At 74.2% G+C, this 7549-nt stretch carries 7 protein-coding genes; 2 read left to right on the top strand and 5 right to left on the bottom strand.

Features of this window, described 5'->3' with window-relative positions:
• Positions 1-140: 140 nt before the first annotated feature.
• Positions 141-1361: a MalY/PatB family protein gene (locus tag CBZ_RS14545; protein ID WP_130782231.1), complete on the top strand. Its 1221-nt coding sequence runs from the start codon at positions 141-143 to the stop codon at positions 1359-1361.
• 217 nt (positions 1362-1578) lie between these two features.
• Positions 1579-1722 carry a hypothetical protein gene (locus tag CBZ_RS20995; protein WP_165446788.1) on the top strand — a complete coding sequence of 48 codons (144 nt, stop codon included), beginning with the start codon at positions 1579-1581 and terminating at the stop codon, positions 1720-1722.
• Positions 1723-1769: 47 nt separating this feature from the next.
• Here CBZ_RS20995 and CBZ_RS14540 read toward each other — a convergent pair whose 3' ends face one another.
• From CBZ_RS14540 to gcvP, 5 genes are all read right to left on the bottom strand, one after another.
• On the bottom strand, positions 1770-2198 hold the full coding sequence (locus CBZ_RS14540) for a (deoxy)nucleoside triphosphate pyrophosphohydrolase (protein ID WP_130782230.1): 429 nt from the start codon (positions 2196-2198) through the stop codon (positions 1770-1772).
• A gap of 101 nt (positions 2199-2299) precedes the next feature.
• Entirely contained in the window at positions 2300-2533 is a 234-nt protein-coding gene (locus tag CBZ_RS14535; protein WP_130782229.1) for a LuxR C-terminal-related transcriptional regulator, read from the bottom strand.
• A 274-nt stretch (positions 2534-2807) separates the two neighbouring features.
• Positions 2808-3179, bottom strand: coding sequence for a glycine cleavage system protein GcvH (gcvH, locus tag CBZ_RS14530; protein ID WP_130782228.1), 372 nt, complete (start codon positions 3177-3179; stop codon positions 2808-2810).
• Positions 3180-3292: 113 nt separating this feature from the next.
• The gene (gcvT, locus tag CBZ_RS14525) at positions 3293-4444 is read right to left on the bottom strand and encodes a glycine cleavage system aminomethyltransferase GcvT (protein WP_130782227.1); all 1152 of its coding nucleotides are present in this window, start codon (positions 4442-4444) and stop codon (positions 3293-3295) included.
• 59 nt (positions 4445-4503) lie between these two features.
• The gene (gene gcvP / locus CBZ_RS14520) at positions 4504-7515 is read right to left on the bottom strand and encodes an aminomethyl-transferring glycine dehydrogenase (RefSeq protein ID WP_130782226.1); all 3012 of its coding nucleotides are present in this window, start codon (positions 7513-7515) and stop codon (positions 4504-4506) included.
• Positions 7516-7549: the final 34 nt, after the last annotated feature.

Below are 7549 nucleotides of genomic sequence, written 5' to 3'. Positions count from 1 at the left end.
CGCCCGCCCGACGTCCTCCGCCCGGCGCGGGCACCCCCCGCGCGCGGGTCCACCCGCCCGGCCCGGGCCGCGGCCGACGGCAGGGCCGCGCGGGTCCACCCGCCCGGCCCGGGCAGCGGCCGACGGCTAGGGTCGGCCGGGTGGAGCACCGCGGCGCGCCGACGATCTTCGACACCGTCCCCCTCGACGCCCTGCGCCGCCGCACGAGCCAGAAGTGGCGGCGCTACCCGCCGGACGTGCTGCCGATGTACGTCGCGGAGATGGACGTCCCGCAGCCGGAGCCGGTGGTGCGTGCGGTGTCGGATGCGATGCGTGCGGGCGACACCGGCTACGTGTTCGGCCCGGCCTACGCCGAGGCGCTCGCCGCGTTCGCGACCGACCGGTACGGGTGGGAGGTGCCCGTGGCAGGCTGCCGGCTCGTGCCCGACGTCATGCTGGGGATCGTCGAGGTCCTGCAGCTCGTCACCGACCCGGGGGACGCGGTCGTCGTCAACCCGCCCGTGTACCCGCCGTTCGTGCAGTTCGTGGAGCACGCCGGCCGACGACCGGTGACCGCGCCGCTGACCCCGGACGGCCGCCTCGACCTGGCGGCGCTGGAGCGGGCGTTCGCCGACGCGACCGCGGGCGGGCGTCGTGCGGCCTACCTGCTGTGCCACCCGCACAACCCGACGGGCACGCTGCACACCGGCGCGGAGCTCGCCGCGGTCGGCGCGCTCGCGGAGCAGTCGGGCGTGCGCGTCGTCGCCGACGAGATCCACGCGCCGCTCGTCACGGGCACAGACACGGACACGGACACCGGCACCGGCACCAGCACCGGCGTGGCGGGCCGCCCGCTGCCGTTCGTCCCGACGACGACGGTCGTCCCGTCGGCGATCGCCCTGCACTCGGCGTCGAAGGCGTTCAACCTGGCCGGTCTGAAGGCGGCCGTCGCGGTGCCCGGTCCGGACGCGGTCGCCGACCTGGCCCGGATGCCGGAGATCGTCCTGCACGGCGTCAGCCACCTGGGCGCGATCGCGCATGCGACGGCGCTGCGCGACTGCGGGTCCTGGCTGGACGACGTGCTGTCCGGCCTGCGCAGCAACCAGCACCTGCTCGCGGACCTGCTGGCCGAGCACCTGCCCGCGGCCGTGTGGACGCCGCCGGACGCGACGTACTTCGCGTGGCTCGACCTGCGCGGCGTGCCCGCGGTGCGCGACGGCGCCGACCCGGCGCGGCTGCTGCTGGAGCGCGGCCGGCTGGCGGTCAACCCGGGCCCGACGTTCGGCGCGGAGCAGGGCGCCGGCTTCGTGCGGCTCAACCTCGCCGCGTCGGCCGCGACGATCTGCGAGGGCGTCCGACGGGCCACGGCCGCCCTCACCTGACCCCGGAAGGGCTGCGCGCGACGACTGGGCCGAACGGGCGATCTTCCCGGGGGGGCCGTGGACAGACCGCCTGAACCCGGGCATGGGAGCGCTCCACCGTCACCCTTCGACGACCCCCGCCAGGGGGGTCGGTCGCGGGTCGCTCAAGCGGACGCGCCAAGTGCCGATGCCATCCAACGGGACACCTCAGACGACGAGCCCAGGCGAGGAGGCAGACATGACGAAGTGCGACGAGTGCAGCAGCAACGTGAGCGAGTGCGAGCACTGCGAGGGACAGGGGCGGCGCCGCTGGAAGGGCGAGTGCTCGTTCTGCCGCGGCACGGGCATGACGTGCACGGGGAACACCCTCCACCGCTGGTGACCTGACCCGGTCGGTCAGCCGCCTGGGCGCGCGACCGGTCAGCCGCCTCAGCGCACGACGTCGCCGACGCGGCTGACCAGCGCCTGGACGATGCGGACGTCCGCGTCGAGCCACGGCACGTCGAGCCACTGCCCCTCGGGCAGCCACCGGACGTCGTCGTGCTCGACGAGCGCCTCGGCGACGCCGTCGACGATCTCGGCGAGCCACAGGCGCATCTCGTACTGCTCGGTGAGGCGCCACGCGCCCTCGTCCGGACCGACCAGCTCGTCGCCGAGCGCCACCCGGACGCCGAGCTCCTCGCGGAGCTCGCGGTGCAGGGCCGCCTCAGGCGTCTCCCCGGCGTCGACCTTGCCGCCGGGGAACTCCCATCGACCCGCGAGGCTCGCCGGCACCGCACGACGGGCGGCGAGCAGGACCCTCGGCTCGTCCAGGTCGTCGACGATGGCGGCCGCGACGACGAGCACCGGAGGGGTCATGCGGTGAGTCTGCCAGGCCCGCACGTCAGGGGCGGGCAGACCGTGCGGCGGCCCGGTCGCCCGGGCCGCCGTGAAGTCGGCTGGTGCTGCTCAGGTGGTGCTCAGCGGATGCCGTGCGCGACGGCCCACGCCACCGCCTCGGCGCGCGTCGAGACGCCGATCTTGCGGTAGACGCTGCGGACCTGGGACTTGACGGTGTTGCGCGTCACGAACAGTCGGGTCGCGATCTCCTCGAGCGTCACGTCCTCGGCGAGCTCGCCGAGCACCACACGCTCACGGCGCGTGAGCGCCTCGGTGACGGTCCCGACCGTCTCGCTCGTCTCCAGCATGCTCATCGTGTCCTCCGGTTGTGCTGCTTGGATGCCGACTTCTCCGGCTCCGCCTGGGGCGGCGTACCGGATGAGAGGCGACATCCAGGGCGTCATGACGCCACTTTCACCAACTCGTTCGCACAGGCTCCGTACCGGTCTCGCTGCCACCCACAATGAACGTCAGTGTCCGATGCAGATACACCGAGATGCTCGCTGGTGCGAGTGTTCACCCGTTCGGCCGATAGCGGTCCGACCGTTTGGTCCGATAAACGATGCTGACGCCCTGTCAGTTCACCGGTCAACCCGCGGCGTGCGCCTCGTACTCCTCGGCGGTCAGCAGCGGTCCGGTCGAGGACACGTCGACCTTGAGCAGCCAGCCGCGGCCGAAGGGGTCCGCGTTGACGAGCGAGGGGTCGTCGACCGCGTCCTGGTTGACCTCGACGACGGTGCCGGACACCGGCGAGAACAGCTCCGACACGGACTTGGTCGACTCGATCTCGCCCACCACGGCGCCCGCGACGACCTGCTCGCCGACCGCGGGGAGCTCGAGGTAGACGATGTCGCCCAGCGCCTCGGCGGCGGTCGACGTGATGCCGACGGTCGCGGGCGTGGAGTCGTCGAGCCACTCGTGCTCGAGCGTGTAGTGCAGGTGGGTGGGCAGAGCGGTCATGGCGTCTCCTGGTCGGTCACGGCGGGCGGACGGCGGTCCGGCGCGAGCGGGTCGAACGGGTCAGGCGGTGCGAACGGGGTCCAGCAGGTCCGGCAGGCAGCGGTCGTCGACCGTCACCGAGGACGACGGTAGAAGGGCAGGGCCACCACGCGCACGGGCTCGGCCCGACCGCGCACGTCCACGGCGAGCTCCGTGCCCTGTCCGCTGACCTCCGGCGTCACGTACGCCATGGCCACCGGGTGCCCGAGCGTCGGGGACGGGGCGCCGGACGTCACCGTGCCGACGTGCGGGGCGTCCGGTGCGGCGGACGCCAGCACGGGATACCCGTGGCGCGCGGCACGACGCCCCAGCCCCTCCAGGCCGACGAGCACCCGGGCGGGCTCGGAGTCGGACCGGCCCGCGAGCGCGTCGCGCCCGACGAACGGCAGCGGCCGCCCCTGGTCGTCGACCTTGTCGAGGCGGACCACGCGGCCGAGGCCCGCGTCGTACGGGGTGGTCGTGCGGTCGAGCTCGTTGCCGTAGAGCGGCATGCCCGCCTCCAGACGGAGGCTGTCGCGGGCCGACAGCCCGGCGGGCACGAGGCCGTGCGGCTCGCCCGCGGCCAGCAGCGCACGCCACAGCGCGGGGGCGTCGTCGGCGGGCACGAACAGCTCGAAGCCGTCCTCGCCCGTGTAGCCCGTGCGGGCGGCGAGCGCGGCGATGCCCGCGACCGTCGCCGGGGTCGACGCGTAGTACTTCAGCGCGCGCACGGCGTCGACGTCTGCCGGCTCGGTCAGCGACGCGACGATCTCCTCCGCGCGCGGGCCCTGCACCGCGACCAGGGCGGTGCGCAGCGACGCGTCGTCGAGGGTCGCGTCGAACCCGGCGAGACGCTCGGTCAGCGCCTCGCGGACGACGGCCACGTTCGACGCGTTCGCGACGACGACGTACCGCTGCTCGGCGAGCCGGTAGACGACCAGGTCGTCGAGCACGCCGCCGTGCTCGTCGACGACCATCGTGTACCGCGCGCGCCCCTCGGCGAGGCCCGACAGGTTGCCGACGAGCGCCGCGTCGAGCGCCGCCCCCGCCTGCGGGCCGGTGACCTCGAGCTCGCCCATGTGGGACAGGTCGAACAGCCCGGCGGCCGTGCGGACCGCGGTGTGCTCGGCCAGGTCGGACGTGTAGCGCAGCGGCATCTGCCAGCCCGCGAACGACGTGAGCGTCGCCCCGAGAGCCACGTGCTCGTCGTGCAGGGGGGACAGGACGTCCTCGGTCGGGTCGCTCACGGTCGCTCCGTTCGTCGGGGTCGTGCGCTCGGTCGTTCCGACAGGGGTGCTCGGCCCGGTCACTCGGCGAACGCCTCGACCGGCGGGCACGAGCAGATGAGGTTCCGGTCGCCGCGCGCGCCGTCGATGCGGCGGACGGGCGGCCAGTACTTCCCCTCGCGCAGCGACGCGACGGGGAACGCGGCGAGCTCGCGCCCGTACGGCTTGTCCCAGACGTCGGTCGCCACGCTGGCTGCGGTGTGCGGGGCGTGGCGCAGCGGCGAGTCCTCGACCGCCCAGCGGCCGGCCGCGACGGCGTCGATCTCCGCACGGACCGCGACGAGCGCGTCGACGAACCGGTCGAGCTCGCCGAGGTCCTCGCTCTCGGTCGGCTCGACCATGAGCGTGCCCGCGACGGGGAACGACAGCGTCGGCGCGTGGAAGCCGTAGTCCATGAGCCGCTTCGCGACGTCCTCCGCGGTCACCCCGGTCTCCTTGGTGAGGTCGCGCAGGTCGAGGATGCACTCGTGCGCGACGAGCCCGTTCGGGCCCGTGTAGAGGATCGGGAAGTGCGGGGCGAGGCGTGTGGCCAGGTAGTTCGCGGCCAGCACGGCGGTCTCGGTCGCGGCGCGCAGGCCGTCGGGACCCATGAGCGCGACGTACGCCCAGGAGATCGGCAGGATGCCGGCCGACCCCCACGGGGCCGCGGAGACCGGGGCCACCGCCGACGTGGTCGCGTCGCCGGTCGGCGTCGGGTCGCCCGGCAGGAACGGCGCCAGGTGCTCCGCGACCGCGACCGGGCCGACGCCCGGGCCGCCGCCGCCGTGCGGGATGCAGAACGTCTTGTGCAGGTTGAGGTGGCTGACGTCGCCGCCGATCTCGCCCGGACGGGCCAGGCCGACCAGCGCGTTGAGGTTCGCGCCGTCGATGTACACCTGGCCGCCCGCGTCGTGCACGAGGTCGCACACCGTGCGGACGCCCTCCTCGTAGACGCCGTGCGTCGAGGGGTAGGTGATCATGATCGCCGCGACCTGCGGGCCGTGCTGGTCGAGCTTGGCGCGCAGGTCGTCGAGGTCGATCGACCCGTCCGGCGCCGTCGCGACGACGACGACGCGCAGGCCCGCGAGCGCCGCCGACGCCGCGTTGGTGCCGTGCGCGGACGCCGGGATCAGGCAGATGTCGCGCTCCTCGCCGCGGCTGCGGTGGTAGGCGTGGATCGCGAGCAGGCCCGCGAACTCGCCCTGCGAGCCGCCGTTCGGCTGCACGGACACCGCCGCGTAGCCCGTGATCTCGGCGAGCCAGTCCTGCAGCTCCGTGACGAGCTCGGCGTAGCCCTGCGTCTGGTCGGCGGGCGCGTACGGGTGGATCGCGGCGAACTCCGGCCAGGAGATCGCCTCCATCTCGACCGTCGCGTTGAGCTTCATCGTGCACGAGCCGAGCGGGATCATCGTGCGGTCGAGCGCGAGGTCCTTGTCGGACAGCCGGCGCAGGTAGCGCAGCATCGCGGTCTCCGACCGGTGCAGGTGGAAGACGGGGTGCTGCAGGAAGGGGGTGCTCCGGCGCAGCGCCTCGGGGAGCGCCTCGGACGGCCCGTCGACGTCGGACGCCCCGACGAAGCCGAACGCGAAGTCGCCGTCCTCGTCCGCCTCGAGCCGTGTCGTGCCGGCCTGCGCGAAGGCCAGCACGACGGCGAGCACGTGGTCGGTGCGGGTCCGCTCGTCGCACGCGACCTGCACGTGGTCGGCGTCGGGCGCCCACAGGTTCACGCCGAGGCCCGCCGCGGCGCGAACGACCTCCGCCGCCTTGCCGGGGACGACCGCGCGCACGGTGTCGAAGAACGTCGCGTGCTCGACGGTCACACCCACCTCGGTGAGCACCATCGCGACCGAGCGGGCGTGGCCGTGGACGCGACGCGCGATCGCCCGCAGGCCGTCGGGCCCGTGGTAGACGGCGTACATCGACGCGACGATCGCGAGCAGCGCCTGCGCCGTGCAGATGTTGCTCGTCGCCTTCTCGCGGCGGATGTGCTGCTCACGGGTCTGCAGGGCCAGTCGGTAGGCGCGCGCGCCGTCGGCGTCGACCGACACCCCGACGAGTCGGCCCGGCAGCGACCGCTCGAGCCCGTTGCGGACCGCCATGAACGCCGCGTGCGGGCCGCCGCCGAACAGCGGGACACCGAACCGCTGCGCCGAGCCGACCGCGATGTCCGCGCCGAGCTCCCCCGGCGTGCGGACGACCGTGAGCGCGAGCAGGTCGGACGCGACCGTCACCAGCGCGCCGCGCTCCTTCGCCTGCGCGACGACCGGCCCCAGGTCCCGCACCAGGCCGGACGCACCGACCTGCTGCACGACGACCCCGAGCAGCGTCCCCTCGACCTCGGGCAGCCCGTCGGTCAGGTCCGCCACGACGACGGGCAGGCCGATCGCCTCCGCACGGCCCACCGTGACCGCGAGCGACTGCCCGAACAGCTCCGCGTCGAGCACGACCGTGCCGGGCTTGTTCTTCTGCCCGCGCCACATGAGCGCGACGGCCTCCGCGACCGCGGTCGCCTCGTCCAGCAGCGACGCGTTCGCGATGTCCAGGCCCGTGAGGTCCGTGACCATCGTCTGGAAGTTCAGCAGCGCCTCCAGACGGCCCTGCGAGATCTCCGGCTGGTAGGGCGTGTACGCCGTGTACCAGGCGGGCGACTCCAGCACGTTCCGGCGGATCACCGCGGGCGTCACCGTGTCGTAGTAGCCCTGGCCGATCATCGACGTGAGCACCTGGTTGCGGTCCGCGATGCCGCGCAGCGCCGCGAGGACGTCCTCCTCGCTGCGAGCCTCCGGCAGGTCGAGCTCGCGGCCCGTCCGGATCGACGCCGGGACGGCCGCGTCGACGAGCGCGTCCATCGAGTCGTAGCCGACGGTCGCGAGCATGCGCAGCGTCTCCTCGCCGCGCGGCCCGATGTGGCGGTCCGCGAAGACCTCCGCGGCGGGCGTGTGCTCGACGGCGGTGAGCGCGACGGCGGTGTCGTCGGCGGACAGCGCGACGGGCGGGACGGCGGGCGCGCCGGTGCGGGCGACGGCGTCGTGCAACGAGCTGAGGTCGGTCACAGGGCTGCTCCGGGGACTCGTCCGGCGCGCGCGC

The sequence above is a fragment of the Cellulomonas biazotea genome (genome assembly GCF_004306155.1).
Taxonomy (GTDB): domain Bacteria; phylum Actinomycetota; class Actinomycetes; order Actinomycetales; family Cellulomonadaceae; genus Cellulomonas; species Cellulomonas biazotea.
The sequence above is the reverse complement of the archived record's forward strand: the minus strand, read 5'-3'. Positions and strand labels throughout refer to the sequence as shown.